Genomic DNA, 13,907 nt, shown 5'->3' on the forward strand with positions numbered 1-13,907 from the left:
TCGTTAGCTCAGTTGGTAGAGCAGTTGGCTTTTAACCAATTGGTCGTAGGTTCGAATCCCACACGACCCACCATTTTTGAAACCAGTTCGCTGGAATCGAATCTTAAGATCAGGCGCCAAAAGCTCTGTTCGCAGAAGGCGCCTTTAAAAGGTGCCTTTTTTTTACCGGGGTATAGCGCAGTCCGGTAGCGCGCCTGCTTTGGGAGCAGGATGTCAGGAGTTCGAATCCCCTTACCCCGACCATACTGAAAATCCTCGTATCGAAAGATACGGGGATTTTTTTTTGCCCGGAATTCGGCGTCAGTTGTATCTGCCCCTTCCTGAATAAGGTTTACACCTTCTGATCTCTTCTCAGGAGGGCGTAATGGAAGCGGGAAAAGGCGCAGTCAGTGAGACTACACGCTGACTTTTAAATCGTTGGTCGTCGACCAAGTTGAAAAGGCGAGCTGAGTCATAAAGAGGCTCAGGCGCGCTGCGGCATTCAAGGCAAGACGACCGTTCTGATGTGGCTCCGCAAGCATGGTCGGCAGGATTGGAGCGCAGGCGCACATATTGGCTCGCTGAAGATAGTTTCATGCCTTGGGCGTGAAGCAAAAAAAGCTCCGATAATTCGAGGCTTTTTTTGGGGGGGGAGATTTTGGTTGTCCACTGTCGTTCAGTGCGTATCCCTTTGCCGGCCCTCGTTTCGCTGCCATTCACTGTCTGGCGGGCATATTCGATATAGATGAGGTGAGTAGGGGGATGTGCTGGCCGGGAGCGCTGGCTTGGCCAGGCTCATGCCAATAAATGCAATGTGGGAGTGAACAGCTTATGTCTCTGTGGCCAGCCCCTCGTTGCGAGGGGCGTTTACAGTGCTCACAAGGCCCGGCAAAGGCCATCCACGCGTTCGTAAGCCAGCTCCTTGTTTGTTGGGGGGAGCTTGTAGTCCACCATGCAGCTGCCTTCGGCCCAGCGAATCTCCAGCCGGCCCTGGTCGGGAACACCAAAGACCAGCAGGCGCGACAGGTTGTCGACCATGCCCAGGGGCTTGCCTTGTTCATCGTAGCCTTGGGCGCCGAAGGGGATTGGATCGCCCTTGTCCGCGCGCAGGACGAATTGCAGGCGACGACCGGTTTGGGCGGCATAGGTGGCCTTGACGATGGCGCCACGGGTTGGCACCAGCACCTTGGAGGTTTCGTTGATCTCGGTGTCGGTACCCAGGGTCTGGGTGTCCAGGTTCAGCCAGTTGTAGCGATAAGGCTGCATATAGGGCACCACCGCGTAACCCTTGCCATTGGTGCGTACGGCGTTCCAGCCGGATACACCGACGCCGTCGACGTCCGGAACTTCCAGCAGGCCGAAAGTCTCGCCAAGCGGCTGGCCGAGGGTAACGCCACCACTGTGCACCAGCAGCGAGCCAGACGCGCCCAGGTCGATATGCTTGTCGTCACGGCCCTGGTTATAGCCACCACGCAGCTTGGCGACGGGGGTGTCCCAGTCCAGGCTGGCGCCGGCCGTACTGCCGTTTCTTTTGCTGTGGCCTGCCTGTGCCGAGTAGCTGAGGGTCGCCTGGTCGTCCAGGTAGCCGGACACGTTCGACTGCAGCGAGGAATCACCTTTGCTCGAGCTGATGGCGTTGCTGGACAGGCGGTGAGAACTACCCCGGCCTCCCAGCGGCATGCTGATACTGGCGGTGAGTTGCGTATCCGAACCACCGCTCATGGGATCGCTCTGGGTGCGTGACACCGCCAGGTTGTAGCTGACACTGGCGATGCTGTTGCCATAACCAAATTGCCAGTTGCGCGTGCGGCCTTGCTGATTCCAGTAGTTGGTTTCATCCATGCTGAGGTACAGCGAGCCTCGCTGTGACAGGCTCTGGTTCACCCGGAGGTTGATTCGGCTCTTTTGCGCGCTGAAGCCGGCACGGTCCTGATACATGAGGTCGTCCACGTGCTGGCTGAAGCTGCGATAGCCTTCGGTGGAATAGCGGTAGCCGGCCATGGTGAAGGTGGTATCGGTAGCGTTCAGCGTCTTGGAGTACAGGAAGCGCGCACTGTGCCCCTTGTTGCTTCTGCCGTTCTGGGTCTTCGATTCACTGCTGGTGACGTCGAAGGAAATACCGCCGAGGCTGGAGTTCACGCCCGCGCCAAGGTTGACGGCGCGATAGTCTTGCGCGAGCAGCGCACCGCCATAACCGGTCAGGTTGTCCGTCACGCCGTAGACGGCCGTGCCCTGGGTGAACGATGGCGACGGTTGGTCGGTGGAGCGATATTCACCGGCGGTGACGCTGTAGCGAAGGTTGCCGCGCCGGGTCATGACCGGCTGGTAGGCATAGGACTGCAGATATTCGCGTACCCGGCCATCCGCTTCGATGATCTTGATCTGCAGGTCGCCGTTGGAGCCGCTGGGATAGATGTCAGTGAACTCGAAGGCGCCAGGCGGCACCGACGCGGAATAGATTACGTAGCCGTTTTGCCGTACTTCGACGGTGGCATTGCTTTCGGCGATGCCGCGGATCACGGGTGCGTAGCCGATCTCGTTGTCGGGCAGCATACCGAGGTCCGAAGCGATCTGTGCACCGCGAAAGCGAACGCTGTCGAAGATCTCGCCTGGGGTGTACAGCTCGCCCAGGGAAAGCTTGCCTTTCAGGCGCTGGACATCGCGCTCCAGATAGTTGCGGTTGCTCTTGAATTCGCTTTTTGTGCCGGTTCCGCCGGTCAGGGCGGATTCGTTGCGAAAGCGCCAGCCGGCGATATTGAAACCGTTGCGCAGGTTCAGGTTGTGGTAGTCGCTCTTCATTCCCTGGTTGGTATTGCGGTTGAAGTTGGCCTGGTAGTCGCTGTAGAAGGCGGTGATGCCTTCGTCCCAAACCGAGGGGTCGACGTAACCACGGGAATAGCGCTGGACGTACGCCTGCGGAATGCTGAACTGCAATGCCAGGTTGGTGGCGTCGAAGTCCACCGCGGCGCCGGCGACCTGGGCGCTGACGTCGAACGGCTGCTCATCCTTGGCGTCCGCGGCGATGAGTCCATCCTGCTGGGCTTTGCCCGCGTTGAGGCCGAGCTCTTTGAGCAGCCCGAGCGAGATGACAGGCTTGATCTGCCCGGAGGCGTCGGCGGCGAAGGTGATTTCCTGGCGCTTGATCAGCACATTGTTCAGGTAGAGGTCGACGCTGTAGATACCTGGCGGAACGGCGCTGCCTTTCTCAAAAAACTTGAGGTCCACCGGGGCACCCTCCATCTTCAGAAAGGAGTCGGCGAACTCGGCCTCCGCGGCGGACAGCTTCGAGGCCAGTCCCAGTGCCACGAGGCAGGTCGCGCACGCTCGCCGGGCGATCCTGAAACTGAGCTCTCTCTGAAAAATGGGCATGCGGAATCCTTTCGATCATGCATCGGATGCCCGAAGCACTGACCTGAGTAAAAAGTCGGATTAGGTAAAGCGATGCGCTCTAGCGAGCGACACGAGTGATGACTGTGTTTCCGTTAGTTGGAAAGTTTGCTGGTGACTCGGTCCAGCCCGCCGTAATCGTTGATGCTGTCGAATTCCACAGTTGTGGCTCCGGACCTCATGCCAGTCGAGCCTTTGATCGCGACGGTGCGTGTTGCCCCTGGCGCCAGCATTTCCACGGTGGCGGTGCCTGCATCCTTGCCACTGCGCAGCGTCACGCTGCCCCCGGCAAGAGTCACATGGAACGCGGAAGGGTTGGTCACTGAAAGCGCGGCCTTGCCGCCTTGTTCCACCAGCTTCCATTGCAGGCTCTTGGCTGCATTGGCGGCAGTGTCCGGCAGGTTGGCCGGGCGGTAGAACAGCTTTACGCGCTGGCGTATGGCAATTTGCAGGGTGTTCTCGGTCTTGGCTTTTTGCGGGATTTCCTGCACGGCCAGCCAGAACACGGATTCCTTGTCGGTCGGCAGCCCCTGGCCTTGATAGAGGATGCGCAGGACCTGTTGCTTGTTGCCTCCCAGGCGAACCAGAGGAGGGGTAATGGCGAACGGCACGTCGGTATTGGCCCCGTTTTTGTCTGGCTCGACCCAGGACTGGACCATAATGTCGTTCGAGCCCTGGTTCCTAACGAGGACGGATGTTTCCTTGGCTGGCGCAGCAAAGATGACGCGGGTGCCATCCAGCGTAATGCCGGCACTGGCCATCGACGCGGAGAGTGTCATGGCGCTGGCGATTGCAATACGCGCCAATAATGAGGTTTTCATAGCGGCTCCAGGTCGGAGGGAGGGGGCAGGCCCCTCCCTTTGGTGCGGGTTACTCGTAGGTCAAGGTAAACGGCAGTTGGCCGCTCGCGTTACCTGGCGCGATCACATCGCCGTTCGCCACATAACCGGCGCGCAGGTCCAGTTTGGCGGTGTAGGTTTCTTTCCCTGTTTCGCCGACTTTCACCAAGTCACCCGAGATGGTTTCGTTCGCGGCGATGTTTACCAGCTTGTTGCTGCCGTTAAAGATGCCGATGCCCACGCCCGTTGCGCCACCAGCGGTGATTTTCAGCAGCGAGTTGTTCTTGCTGTCGATACCGGAACCACTGTTCGGGTCGAACTGCATGCGCACGGTCTTCAGGCCGTTCGCGGTGCCGCCGCAGTCCAGGTTCAGGTTGATGCTCTTACCGCCAACGATGGTAGAGCCACCAGCATTGCCAGTGAGCGAGTCGGTGCTGACCTTGCCGAGGTCGACAGAAATGGTCTGGGCACCCTTGCCGCCGCCAACGCTGGTGCCGGTGCCGCCGGTGATGGCGCAGGATGCCGCGATGATTTCGCCCTTGAAGTCGATGGTGCCATCTGCTGCGAGAGCGGAAGTGCTGACCGCGCCAGCGATAGCCATGGAGACGATGCTTTTGAGAAGTTTGGACATTTCATGTACCTGCTAAAGTTGGAGGTGCAATCTTGTATCTTCACTTCGGTCGTTACAATAAGACCATTCTTAAAGTATTGAGTGTTCTATGGCTTTGTTTGAATGGCGGCTAATACTTTTTTGCCTGATAGGATTTCAATAAGAAGATTCTTAAAATTTGATCGGGTGGCATGAAGTTGTCGGAATGCCTGTCGGCAGCTAAACGGGATGATCGCCGCAAAATCTTCGATTCTTGTATGTAAGTAGCTGTTTTGCATGGGATAATCTTTAGGGGTAGCAGGTTGGAATCGAAGGTTTAAGCGTGCAGGGCAAACTATCAATGCAACTAAATAGAGCATGAGTGATGTCTTGAGTTCTATCGGGCCAGCTATCTATATGTCGCAGTAAGAGGTGGCGAGGAGGCAGGCGCATGTATTCGATACGCCCGGGGGAGAGCAACTTTTGGATGTGGGGGTTAAGTCCGGTGGCTCTTCTATTTTAGAATTAAGATTAATCTTAAAGCTGCACGGAAAGTTGGAAATAGAGTGCGGGAAGTCTCTAGGCACTTCGATCTTTAACAGCCTGCCTGTTTGCCTGAGCCCGTGTTGAACAGGGCGCAAAAAAATGCCCCGATCGCTCGGGGCATTCTTGTCTTGGTCTACAGGCTCAGATTCAGTGCAGCTTGAGGCGTGGCTCGGTGCCACGGCCGATCCGGCTGCCGAGCATCAGCATGGCGGTCCGGAACGGGCCGTAGAGCGCCATCTGGTGCATGCGGTACAGCGACACATAGAACATCCGCGCCAGCCAGCCTTCGAGCATCACGCTGCCGGTCAGGTTGCCCATCAGGTTGCCCACGGCGGAAAAACGCGACAGCGAGATCAGCGAGCCGTAGTCGGTGTATTTGTATTCCGGCAGGGCCTTGCCTTCGATACGCAGTTTCAGCGACTTGGTCAGCAGTGATGCTTGCTGGTGAGCCGCCTGCGCCCGCGGTGGAACGTTGCGGTCGGTGCCCGGTTGCGGGCAGGCGGCGCAGTCGCCAAAGGCGAAGATGTTCTCGTCGCGGGTGGTCTGCAGGGTCGGCAGGACCTGCAGCTGGTTGATGCGGTTGGTTTCCAGGCCGTCGATGTCCTTGAGGAAGCCCGGGGCGCGAATGCCCGCGGCCCAGACTTTCAGGCTGGCGGCAATCACCTGGCCATCGGCGGTGATCAGGCTGTCGGCGGTGACTTCGCTGACCGCGGCATTGGTCATGACCTTGACCCCGAGTTTTTCCAGGGTCTTGTGCACCGGGCCGCCGATCCGCTCCGGCAGGGCCGGCAGTACCCGTGGGCCGGCCTCGATCAGGGTGATGTGCATGTTTTCCGGCTTGATCCGGTCCAGGCCGTAGGCCGCCAGCTCGTGGGCGGCGTTGTGCAGCTCGGCGGCCAGTTCGACGCCTGTGGCACCGGCACCGACGATGGCCACGCTGATCTGCTCCACCACATCGGTCTGCCCGGCATGGGCGCGCAGGTAGTGGTTGAGCAGTTGCTGGTGGAAACGTTCGGCCTGTTTGCGCGTGTCGAGGAACAGGCAGTGCTGGGCGGCGCCCTGGGTGCCGAAGTCGTTGGTGGTACTGCCCACGGCAATCACCAGGGTGTCGTAGCCCAGCTCACGAGCGGGCAGCAGCTCCACGCCGTTTTCGTCGTAGGTGGCGGCCAGCTGGATCTTCTTCTGCTGGCGGTCGAGCCCGCTCATGCGGCCCAGCTGGAACTCGAAGTGGTTCCATTTGGCTTGGGCGACATAGTTGAGTTCGTCTTCGGAAGAGTTCAGCGAGCCGGCGGCCACTTCATGCAGCAAGGGTTTCCAGATGTGGGTCAGGTTCGCGTCGACCAGCATCACACTGGCGGTACCGCGCTTGCCCAGAGTCTTACCCAGACGGGTAGCCAACTCCAGACCGCCGGCGCCGCCGCCAACGATGACAATACGATGAGTCATGGGGATATCTCGCAAGGCTAAAAGAAATCGGTACGGTTACCCGAGCGAGCGCGATGCAGCTCATAGCGTCAGGTAACTGATAAGTCGGCTCAGCAGGCCCAGGCCAATGGTGATGGTCACGACTATCACGAGGAGCATCCACGGCCGGAAGGGCCGGCGCTCCACTCGGTGCTGGGCCAGTTGCAGGTATTCTTCGACATGGCGTTGGTCGTCGGGGTTCAGGCGGCTGGTCATAAAAAGCCTCGTCAGCTAGACGTTGCGAAAAGTATGAAGGTTACAGCGCAGTGCCATCTTGTCGGGCTATGCGGCATGGAACGGAGCATAGCTGCTCGCGGATGCCGGCCTTGTCATCCCGTGAATGATTGCGCTTTGTAACACTCGCGCGGTGTTTGCGCCATGCCACGAATGGCCGGGAAGGACCCGGGAAATTCCGCTCCAGGCGGCCTACAGACTGATACCGACATCGAAGAGGATGCTGCGTCCCAGGTTGCCGCGCAGGAAGTCCGGCGCGTCGGGGTGGGCGAACAGCACGCGGGCGAAGGTCGGCCCGACCAGCGACAACGAGCGCCAGCCCTGGCGCAGGTATTCGGTCGGCGGCGGGAAGTGGCTGTTGAGGTCCAGCACTTCGCGCTTGAGGCTGGCGAAGGCGATGATGTCCAGCTCCCCCAGGTCCATGCCGCGCTCCTTGTAGTTGTGGGCTTTCTTGCGCAGGGTCGGGGCCAGCCTGAGCAACAGTTCGTTGGCCGGAATGCGCTTGGGCTTGGCCTCGCGGCGCACCAGCTGGCTAAGGGAGAAGGCACTGCGGCGCCGTTGCAACTCGTCGCGCCATTCGTCGTTGAGGCGGCGGCCTTCGTCCAGCACGAAGAACACCTCGAAACAGGCCTCGCGAAACAGTACGTCCGGCGGCTCCTGCCCGGCGGGCGTGAACTCGTCGGCACGGTAGGGGATGTTCAAGCCTTGCAGCAGGCGTTGGCAGACCCAACGCTCACGCTCCCATTTGCGCGCATTGGACAGGAACGCGTTGGCTTGTTCGGCCTGAATGGTGAGCAGGCGCAAGTAATCTGAGTCATCCATAGTCCAAGCTTAGCGTCCAAACGCTGATCCAAGAAATACACTCTGCCGGGTCGGCGGGGGCTGACTGCACTTATAACGGATAAGTGTGACATCAGGTCAACCCTCTGCCGCTCGTTCAGGCCCGCCAGGGTTTCAGCCAGAGCCCCAGGGCGATCAGCAAGAGCAGCCCGGCCGCTGTGCTGAGCCCCAGTTGCAGCCAGACATTCAATAGCGGGTGCAACAGCAGCGCCGCCGCGCTCAGCAGGGCGGCGCTGACTGCCCAGCGCACCGGCCAGTTGATGAGGGTGAGCAATTGCTGGCGCTGCATCAGCAACAGGTTGGTCAGGAGCACGCCGCCGAGGGCCGCCAGAGGAATCGCGGTCAGCCCCAGGACCAGCGGCAGGCCCGCCAGCAGCAAGGCGTTGAGCAGGCTGCCGAGCAGTTCGCAATGCAGGGGCGTGCTGGTATCACCGGCGGCATAGGCGTAACGGGCGAGCATGGCGTTCCAGGCGCCGAACACCAGGGACACGGCGAACCAGCCCAGCAGCGCCGGCAGTGGCCCGTCGGCGCTCTGGGCGGGCAGCAGCCAGTGGATCAGCGCCGGGCTGGCGCCCACCAGGCCGAGCGCGGCTGGCAGGCTCAGCAGGGTCGCGGCGTCGAGTCCCCGATGCAGCAGCCCCAGGCGCTGATCGCCGGACTTGCCGCTCATCAAGCCAAGCAGGACCTGGTTGAGACTCATCAAGGCAATCAGCGGCAGGTTGATCAGCTTGCGCGCCAGGTTGACCCAGGTCACCACGCCTTCGCCCAGGTAGCTGGCGACCAGCCGTTCCACCAGCGCCAGGCCCTGGCTGGCCAGGTTGCTGGTCAACAGCGGGCCGAGGCGGCCGAGCAGTTCCCGGCCGGCACCGGCGTCCCCACGGACTTGCCAGGGGCGCCAGCCGGCCTGCCAGACCGCCGGCACCAGCGACAGGCACATCAGCAGGCTGCCGAGGAAAAATGCCAGCGAAAGGCCGGAGCCAAGGCTCGCCTGGCCGTAGAAAAACAGGTAAAGCACCGGTGGCAGGTTGAACAGCAACGAGCCTAGCCCCGGCAGGACAAAACGCTGCCGGGCGTGCAGCGGGATGCTGAACAGCGCATGCATGAGCAGGCCGGGGATGCAGGCGGCCAGGCTGCGCAGGTTGGCGGCGGCTTCGGCCTGGGCTTCGCTGTCGAGCCCGGGGCCGATCAGGCGGATCCACAACGGCGCGCTCAAGGCCAGCAGGGCATACAGCCCCAGCCCCAGACCCAGCAGGCGTGGGCACAGGCCGGCCAGCCAGGCGTGCTGGCGCTGGGCGTCGCGCTCCTGATAGAGCGGCAGGGCCGCGGCCGCGAGAATGCCGGCGGCCAGGGTCATGCGCAGGGCTTCGGGAATGAACACCGCGACCAGGAACGCATCGCTGCGGCTGCCCGCGCCCCAGGCCGCCACCAGCAGCCATTCGCGGGCAAAACCGGCGAGCAGACCGGCGAGGGTCGCCAGGGTCAGTAGCAGGGTGCTGCCGAGCATCAATAGAACAGGGTGAACAGGCCTTTGCCACCCACCTTGTAGTTCAGGTCGTGAGGGCGCTCGCCCATGGGTTTGGCACCGCTGCCGCCGATGATCTTGTAGGGGGGAACGGCCTTGGCCACGAGGGTGTTGGCGGTCACTACGGCCCCGCGACCGATATGCGAGCCATGGGCGAGCAGCGCCCGGGTGGCGATCCAGGCGTAGTCATCGATGTAGATGGGCGCGGACACCGACCAGAACTCGGGGCTCATTGGGTCATGGCCGCCGGCGAGAATCAGCACGTGAGAGGCGATCGTCACATGATCGCCGATGATCAGCCCGGCCCGGGCGTCGATCTGACAATGCCAGGCGATCACGCTGTCATCGCCGATCACCAGGTTCTCCACCCCCAGCACCTCGGTGTTGCGCCAGATGGTCGAGCCCTTGCCGATTTTCGCGCCGCCCAGGCGCAGCCAGGCGATGCGCACGTGATGGCTGGGGATCTTGTTGATCAGGATGTTGTAGGCCTGCTCCCAGGCCCGCAGCCAGCGGTCCTTGAGGGTGGCCAGGTTCTTGCCGTAGCGCGGCACCAGGGTGGTGGGGATGTCCTGCTTCAAACGACCATACAGGCGCCGGGCCAGGGGATGTTCGATGATCTGTTCGATGTCCACCGAGCAAACGCTGTAGCGCGCCTGCTCGCCGTCGCCCTCGACGAACAGCACGTCGTTGTTCAGCCCCCAGCTGTAGGCCTCGAGCAGTTCATCGTGGCTGACGCCCAGCTCCGAGGCCAGGGCAGGCAGGCGTTCCGGCAGATCCGCAGAATGGAAAATACGATGTTTCATGCTTGGCGATCCTTGGGGTTGATGAGGGGGAGGGTGATGGCCGGGCGCAACCGGACCTGTTGCAGGCTCATGCCCATCAACAGCCAGAACAGACCGATCAGCACGAAAGTGAAGCTGAAGTAGTGGTCGAACAAGCCCGTCAGCAAGGCCGCCAGCAGGCCGGAAATGCACCCCAGCCACAGTGCGTTGTCGGCAGTCACCTGACGGATCGGCGCCAGCGGGCGCACCTCGCGCCACCACAACAGGGTGACGGCGATGAACAGCAGCATCCCCGGAATGCCAATCTTGTAGATGAAGTTCAGCCACAGGTTGGAGATGCCCGGCAGGTCGGTGCCCGGTACCGGCGGGTCGACCTTGAAGCCGATGCCCAGCGGGTAGCGCATCATCGCCTCGGGGAATTTCGCGTACTCGTCAAAACGCACTTCGGTGCTGGCGTTGGTCGCCGAGAACATGGTCATCAGGCGTTCCTGCAGCGGCGGGTAGAACATCACCAGGGCCACCGCGAAAGCTGCCCCGAGGCCAATGATCCGGCCGCTGTAGGGCACGCGTTTGTAGGTCAGCCAGATCAGTACCAGGGCCAGGGCCAGGATCGCCCCGCGGGAAATACTCAGCAGCAGCCCCGCGCAACCGAGGATCGCCACCGCCAGCCCCAAGGCCCGGCGCGCGCCGGTGCGGGTCCAGCCATAGAGCAGTGCCAGGGGAATGAACAGCACCAGCACGCCGCCCGTGAGGTTGGGGTGAACCCAGGGCGATGCCATGCGCTGGTAGTTGGCGGAGAAGATGTCCTTCACCGCTTCCGGGTGGGCGTACTTGAGGTCGGTGAGGATCGGGATCATCGACATCGCATTGCGCGACTTGATGAACATGCCGATCGACAGCAGCAGCATCAGCAGAGTGCCCAGCAACAGGGCGATCACCACTTTGTCGCGGTCGGCATCGGTACGCAGCAGCAGCGGCACCATGAACAGCAGCGACAGGTTCATCAGCCAGCGCACCCAGTTCACCGGGCCGTTGCCATCGGCATGAATGATCAGCATGCCCCAGACAAAGGGAATGGCGCTGAACAGCATCAGCCAGGCCATGGCCCGCTCGGTGGGGCGCCAGAGCATGAGGTTGCGGGTCTTGCCGATGAACGATTGCCAGAACAGCCCGACCCACGTCAGGCCGAGCACCGCTTCACTGACCGTGGTGCGAATCCCCAGCTGCAGCGTGGTGTAGGGAATGCAGGTGGCCAGCACGGCGAAGATCAGCAGGCCCCACAGCGGCTTGCGGATCAGCGTCAGGGTCACGGCCAGGCCGATCACCACGAAGATGACTTTTGCCGGTGGCAGGGCCCACAACAGGATCCCGAAGATCAACCCCAGGGTCAGGCCAATGAATTTTCCTGGCAGCATCAGTGAAAGAGCCCTGTGAGCAAGGTGTCGAGGCGCTGGCGGTGGGCCGGCTCGGCAAATTGCCGGGCCCAGTCGCGCAGGGTATCCGGATCCGGTCTGGCGCTGTCTTGCGCCTGTTCGATCAGCGCATTGCGCAGGCTGGCGCGATCGCGGGCATTGAAGCGCCGCGCGCCGGGTGGCGTGACCTCGTCGAGCGCCGACCCCCTGGCCACCGCGACCGGCGTGCCCTGCCACAGCGCCTCGACCACCGGCAGGCCGAAGCCTTCGGCGTAGGAGGGCTGCCACAGGCAGTCGGCATGCCGGTACAGGGCCTGCAACTGCTCGTCGCTGACGCCGTTGACCCAATGCAGGCCGGGCAACTGGCTCAGGTTCGCGGGCAGGTCGCTGGCATGGCCGACCAGGACCAGCTCCGGTACTTGCGGGTTTTCCTGGCGGCAGCGCTGCCACTGCTCGATGAAGAACGGCATGTTCTTGCGCGGCTCCCGTGTCCCGACGGCCAGCCAGTAACGCTCGGGCAGGCCCGTCGGCAGTGGGCCGATGACGCCCTGGAACTCCGGCACCAGGTTGTTCAGCACGCGGAATTTCGGCCGCGCCCAGGGAAACAGCCGGGCCGCTTCGCTGCAGGAAAACCGCGAAGGGCACCAGACCTCATCGGCGACCCAGATCGACCAGGCGATCGACACGGCGTCGATCAGCCGATAGGCCACGGCCTTGAGCTGCGAACGGTGGAAGTTGCGCTGGGTCAGCTGGAACAGGTCATGCAGGATCAGCACATAACGGGTGCCTGCCGGTTTGTGGCCGATGGGCAGGCCCATGTTGGCGGTGGCGATATACAGGTCGACCGACTGCTCGCGAATGGTCGCCGGCAAGAATTTGCGTTCAAAGCGCAGGCGCACGCCGGGGCGTTGCACGCCGTCGAGGGGGCTCGGCCAGGCTGGGCAAAAGGCGGTCTGGCGCTGTTCATGCTCCAGTGGCGCTTCGCTCACCAGCAGCAATTCGGTGTCTTCACGGGCACGCAGGGCCTGTTCCAGTGCCTTGACCTGACGGGCGATGCCCGAGGAGGGAGCGACCGTGGCCGGACGATAATCGAGGGCTACACGCATGCGGGATGCTCCTGTGTGGAGGGCAGAGTCCGGTAGATCTGTTCCAGTTCGTCACCGGCTACGGCCCAGTCGTGATGCTGGCGGGCATACAGGCGGGCGGCGCCGGCCAGTTGGGCGGCGAGGGTTGGCTCGCGCAACAGGCGAATCACGGCATCGGCCAGGGCCTGGGCATTGTCGCCTGCCAGGTAATGTTCCTCGGGGCGGATGGCCAGGCCCGAGGCGCCTTGCGCGGTGCTGACCAGCGGCAGGCCTGCGGCCATGGCTTCGAGCACCTTGAGCTTGGAGCCGCCACCCTGGCGTAACGGCGCGATGAACAGCGCGCAACGTCGTTGCAGGTCGGGCAGGTCCGGCACGAAGCCGACCCACTCGATGCGGCTGTCGGTCCAGCGTTCGGGCCAGTGGGCGGGCAAGGCATACCCGGCCACCGCCAGGCGCGCCTCGGGGCAGTGGCTCCAGACCCGCGGGAAGATCTCGTCGAGCATCCACTGCACGGCGTCCAGGTTCGGCGCGTATTCGTAGTTGCCGACGAACAGCACCCGCTGGCTCTGCGGGTCGGCCGAGACCTCGGCAAAGCTGCGGCTGTCGACGCCGTTGACCACCACCTCGACCGGGGTACGGGTCAGCTGGCGCATGGCCCGGGCGTCGCTTTCGGTCACCGCGACCACCTGGCGGGCCGTGTCGAACGCCTTGCGTTCCCACTGTCGGCAGCGCCATTGGTCGTAGCGCACAAAGAGGCTGGCCCAGGCTGGGAAGCGGTCATAGGTCGCGCCGCCCAGGCTGGATTCGAGGTTGTGCTCGGTGAGCACGAAATCCCGGCCGGCCCGCCGCAGCGGTTGCAGATAGGGTTGCAGGCTGTAGCTGTGCTCGACCTGGATCACATCCCAGGGCTCTTGCAGCAGGCTGTCGAAGCGTTCGCGCAAGGAGCGCGACACGCCGTTGACCGTGGTCAGCAGCGGCCAGGGTGCGAACAGCCCGGCCAGCAGCGTGACCGGGTGCTTCAGCGGGCGCCGGGGCACCAGGATCAGGCGTTCCAGCCAGGGCTCGAGGGCGGCGCAGGTGGCGGCATCGGCCTCGGTCTTCGACTGCACCAGCAAGGTGATGCGGTGACCCCGCTCGCTCAAGGTCCGCAGCAAGTGAAACTGGCGAGTCTTGCCACCGCTGGTCATGGGCCAGGGCAGGTAGGGGAGAATCCAGAGAATCTTCACGT

Annotated in this window: 11 protein-coding genes, 1 tRNA gene and 1 pseudogene; 2 read left to right on the forward strand and 11 right to left on the reverse strand. The window is 62.5% G+C overall.

What is annotated here, in order from left to right; all coding sequences use genetic code 11:
- The first annotated feature begins 166 nt into the window (after window positions 1-166).
- Together AC07Y9_RS26455 and AC07Y9_RS26460 are read left to right on the forward strand one after the other, a co-directional pair.
- Window positions 167-243: transfer RNA gene (locus AC07Y9_RS26455), tRNA-Pro, on the forward strand.
- Between the two features lie 159 nt (window positions 244-402).
- Window positions 403-545, forward strand: a pseudogene (locus tag AC07Y9_RS26460) (IS3 family transposase); the annotation flags it as partial.
- A 310-nt stretch (window positions 546-855) separates the two neighbouring features.
- Here AC07Y9_RS26460 and AC07Y9_RS26465 read toward each other — a convergent pair.
- From AC07Y9_RS26465 to AC07Y9_RS26515, 11 genes are all read right to left on the reverse strand, one after another.
- Window positions 856-3,348, reverse strand: a complete 2,493-nt coding sequence (locus AC07Y9_RS26465) for a fimbria/pilus outer membrane usher protein (protein ID WP_102681382.1) — start codon at window positions 3,346-3,348, stop codon at window positions 856-858.
- A 113-nt stretch (window positions 3,349-3,461) separates the two neighbouring features.
- Window positions 3,462-4,187: a fimbrial biogenesis chaperone gene (locus AC07Y9_RS26470; RefSeq protein ID WP_102681381.1), complete on the reverse strand. Its 726-nt coding sequence runs from the start codon at window positions 4,185-4,187 to the stop codon at window positions 3,462-3,464.
- A gap of 49 nt (window positions 4,188-4,236) precedes the next feature.
- Window positions 4,237-4,836, reverse strand: a complete 600-nt coding sequence (locus AC07Y9_RS26475) for a fimbrial protein (protein ID WP_102681380.1) — start codon at window positions 4,834-4,836, stop codon at window positions 4,237-4,239.
- Between the two features lie 651 nt (window positions 4,837-5,487).
- Entirely contained in the window at window positions 5,488-6,786 is a 1,299-nt protein-coding gene (locus tag AC07Y9_RS26480; protein WP_009050927.1) for an NAD(P)/FAD-dependent oxidoreductase, read from the reverse strand.
- A 60-nt stretch (window positions 6,787-6,846) separates the two neighbouring features.
- Complete coding sequence (locus AC07Y9_RS26485) at window positions 6,847-7,020, reverse strand: DUF3094 family protein (protein ID WP_009050926.1); 174 nt, start codon at window positions 7,018-7,020, stop codon at window positions 6,847-6,849.
- A gap of 210 nt (window positions 7,021-7,230) precedes the next feature.
- Entirely contained in the window at window positions 7,231-7,860 is a 630-nt protein-coding gene (locus tag AC07Y9_RS26490; protein WP_007924708.1) for a DUF1780 domain-containing protein, read from the reverse strand.
- Window positions 7,861-7,975: 115 nt separating this feature from the next.
- The gene (locus AC07Y9_RS26495; RefSeq protein ID WP_102681379.1) at window positions 7,976-9,382 is read right to left on the reverse strand and encodes a lipid II flippase MurJ; all 1,407 of its coding nucleotides are present in this window, start codon (window positions 9,380-9,382) and stop codon (window positions 7,976-7,978) included.
- On the reverse strand, window positions 9,382-10,203 hold the full coding sequence (locus tag AC07Y9_RS26500; RefSeq protein WP_009050924.1) for an acyltransferase: 822 nt from the start codon (window positions 10,201-10,203) through the stop codon (window positions 9,382-9,384). The genes AC07Y9_RS26495 and AC07Y9_RS26500 overlap by 1 nt, the downstream gene beginning before the upstream one ends.
- Window positions 10,200-11,597, reverse strand: a complete 1,398-nt coding sequence (locus tag AC07Y9_RS26505; protein WP_102681378.1) for an O-antigen ligase family protein — start codon at window positions 11,595-11,597, stop codon at window positions 10,200-10,202. Before AC07Y9_RS26505 ends, AC07Y9_RS26500 begins: the two co-directional genes overlap by 4 nt.
- The gene (locus AC07Y9_RS26510; protein WP_007924700.1) at window positions 11,597-12,700 is read right to left on the reverse strand and encodes a glycosyltransferase family 4 protein; all 1,104 of its coding nucleotides are present in this window, start codon (window positions 12,698-12,700) and stop codon (window positions 11,597-11,599) included. The genes AC07Y9_RS26505 and AC07Y9_RS26510 overlap by 1 nt, the downstream gene beginning before the upstream one ends.
- A complete protein-coding gene (locus tag AC07Y9_RS26515) occupies window positions 12,691-13,905 on the reverse strand; it encodes a glycosyltransferase family 4 protein (protein ID WP_102681377.1) in 1,215 nt (404 codons plus the stop codon). Before AC07Y9_RS26515 ends, AC07Y9_RS26510 begins: the two co-directional genes overlap by 10 nt.
- Window positions 13,906-13,907 lie beyond the last annotated feature (2 nt).

Source organism: Pseudomonas sp. GW456-L12, assembly GCF_059424045.1.

Excerpts from the sequence above, each read along its gene's own strand:
- AC07Y9_RS26490 (WP_007924708.1), bottom strand. The coding sequence starts at position 7,860 with ATGGATGACTCAGATTACTTGCGCCTGCTCACCATTCAGGCCGAACAA.
- AC07Y9_RS26475 (WP_102681380.1), bottom strand. The coding sequence starts at position 4,836 with ATGTCCAAACTTCTCAAAAGCATCGTCTCCATGGCTATCGCTGGCGCG.
- AC07Y9_RS26485 (WP_009050926.1), bottom strand. The coding sequence starts at position 7,020 with ATGACCAGCCGCCTGAACCCCGACGACCAACGCCATGTCGAAGAATAC.
- AC07Y9_RS26505 (WP_102681378.1), bottom strand. The coding sequence starts at position 11,597 with ATGCTGCCAGGAAAATTCATTGGCCTGACCCTGGGGTTGATCTTCGGG.
- AC07Y9_RS26510 (WP_007924700.1), bottom strand. The coding sequence starts at position 12,700 with ATGCGTGTAGCCCTCGATTATCGTCCGGCCACGGTCGCTCCCTCCTCG.
- AC07Y9_RS26480 (WP_009050927.1), bottom strand. The coding sequence starts at position 6,786 with ATGACTCATCGTATTGTCATCGTTGGCGGCGGCGCCGGCGGTCTGGAG.
- AC07Y9_RS26470 (WP_102681381.1), bottom strand. The coding sequence starts at position 4,187 with ATGAAAACCTCATTATTGGCGCGTATTGCAATCGCCAGCGCCATGACA.
- AC07Y9_RS26500 (WP_009050924.1), bottom strand. The coding sequence starts at position 10,203 with ATGAAACATCGTATTTTCCATTCTGCGGATCTGCCGGAACGCCTGCCT.
- AC07Y9_RS26495 (WP_102681379.1), bottom strand. The coding sequence starts at position 9,382 with ATGCTCGGCAGCACCCTGCTACTGACCCTGGCGACCCTCGCCGGTCTG.
- AC07Y9_RS26465 (WP_102681382.1), bottom strand. The coding sequence starts at position 3,348 with ATGCCCATTTTTCAGAGAGAGCTCAGTTTCAGGATCGCCCGGCGAGCG.